At 60.4% G+C, this 1,319-nt stretch carries 1 protein-coding gene and 1 other annotated feature; the gene reads left to right on the top strand.

Features of this window, described 5'->3' with window-relative positions; all coding sequences use genetic code 11:
- The first annotated feature begins 50 nt into the window (after positions 1-50).
- Positions 51-1,285 (top strand): IS3 family transposase gene (locus F4827_RS34875; protein ID WP_183734093.1). Its coding sequence is split into 2 segments (ribosomal slippage): positions 51-342 and positions 342-1,285, totalling 1,236 coding nucleotides; the frame shifts between segments, so codons are not numbered across the junction.
- Positions 332-448: a sequence feature (AL1L pseudoknot), on the top strand. (Overlaps the previous gene by 117 nt.)
- Positions 1,286-1,319: the final 34 nt, after the last annotated feature.

Here is a 1,319-nt window from a genome sequence, read left to right as displayed (position 1 = left end):
TGAACCGCCCCGGGTTTTGTGGAGGCTCCAACTCTTGAGAGAATGGAGCCATGAACAAGAAGGTAACCAAGTTTTCCCCGGAAGTCCGAGAGCGCGCAGTGCGTCTGGTGCGCGAGCAGCGTAGCGAACATCCGTCGATGTGGGCGGCGATCGAATCGATCGCGCCGATGATCGGCTGCACACCGCAGACACTGCACGAGTGGGTCAAGCGCGACCAGGTCGACCACGGTGAGCGCAATGGCTTGACCACAGACGAGCGCGAGCGCCTCAAGGCCTTGGAGCGCGAAGTCAAGGAGTTGCGCCGTGCCAACGAGATTCTCAAGGTCGCGAGCGCGTTTTTCGCCCAGGCGGAGCTCGACCGCCGTTTCAAGTCCTGAAGGCCTTCATCGATCAGCATCGCGACACCTTCGGGGTCGAGCCGATCTGCAAGGTCTTGCGGATTGCCCCGTCGGGTTACCGACGCCATGCTGCGCAGCTTCGTGATCCGACGCGGCGCTCTGTTCGCGCAATCCGCGATGAACGTCTGCGGCCGGAGATCAAACGTGTGTGGCAGGCCAACATGCAGGTCTACGGCGCGGATAAAGTCTGGAAGCAGATGAACCGGGAGCGTATCCCGGTGGCGCGCTGCACGGTCGAACGGTTGATGAAGCAACTGGGTTTGCGCGGCGTGATGCGAGGCAAGCGTGTTCGCACGACTGTTCCTGATGCCATAGCCCCGCGCCCGCTGGATCGGGTCAATCGTCAGTTCAAGGCGGCACGGCCGAACCAGCTCTGGGTTTCGGATTTCACCTACGTTTCGACGTGGCAGGGCTGGCTGTATGTGGCTTTCGTGATCGATGTGTTCGCTCGCCGTATCGTCGGCTGGCGAGTCAGCAGTTCGATGACCACGGACTTCGTTCTGGATGCACTCGAACAGGCGCTTTACGCGCGGCGCCCGGGCGACGACGGAACGTTGATACACCATTCGGACAGAGGGTCCCAATACGTCAGCATTCGCTACAGCGAACGGCTTGCCGAAGCGGGCATCGAACCGTCGGTCGGCAGCCGGGGCGACAGCTATGACAACGCCTTGGCGGAAACGATCAACGGCTTGTACAAGGCTGAACTGATTCATCGCCGCACCTGGAAAACGCGGGAATCCGTTGAACTGGCAACGCTGGAATGGGTGGCCTGGTTCAATCATCATCGACTGATGGAACCCCTCGGCTATATCCCGCCCGCTGAAGCTGAGGCAAACTACTATCGGCAACTTGAAACGGTTGCCGCTGAACCGGCATTAACTTAAACCAACCAGCCTCCACGATTCCCGGGGCGGTTCA

The organism is Paraburkholderia bannensis, from assembly GCF_014200455.1.
Classification (GTDB): domain Bacteria; phylum Pseudomonadota; class Gammaproteobacteria; order Burkholderiales; family Burkholderiaceae; genus Paraburkholderia; species Paraburkholderia bannensis_A.
This window is presented reverse-complemented; position numbering and strand designations above follow the sequence as displayed.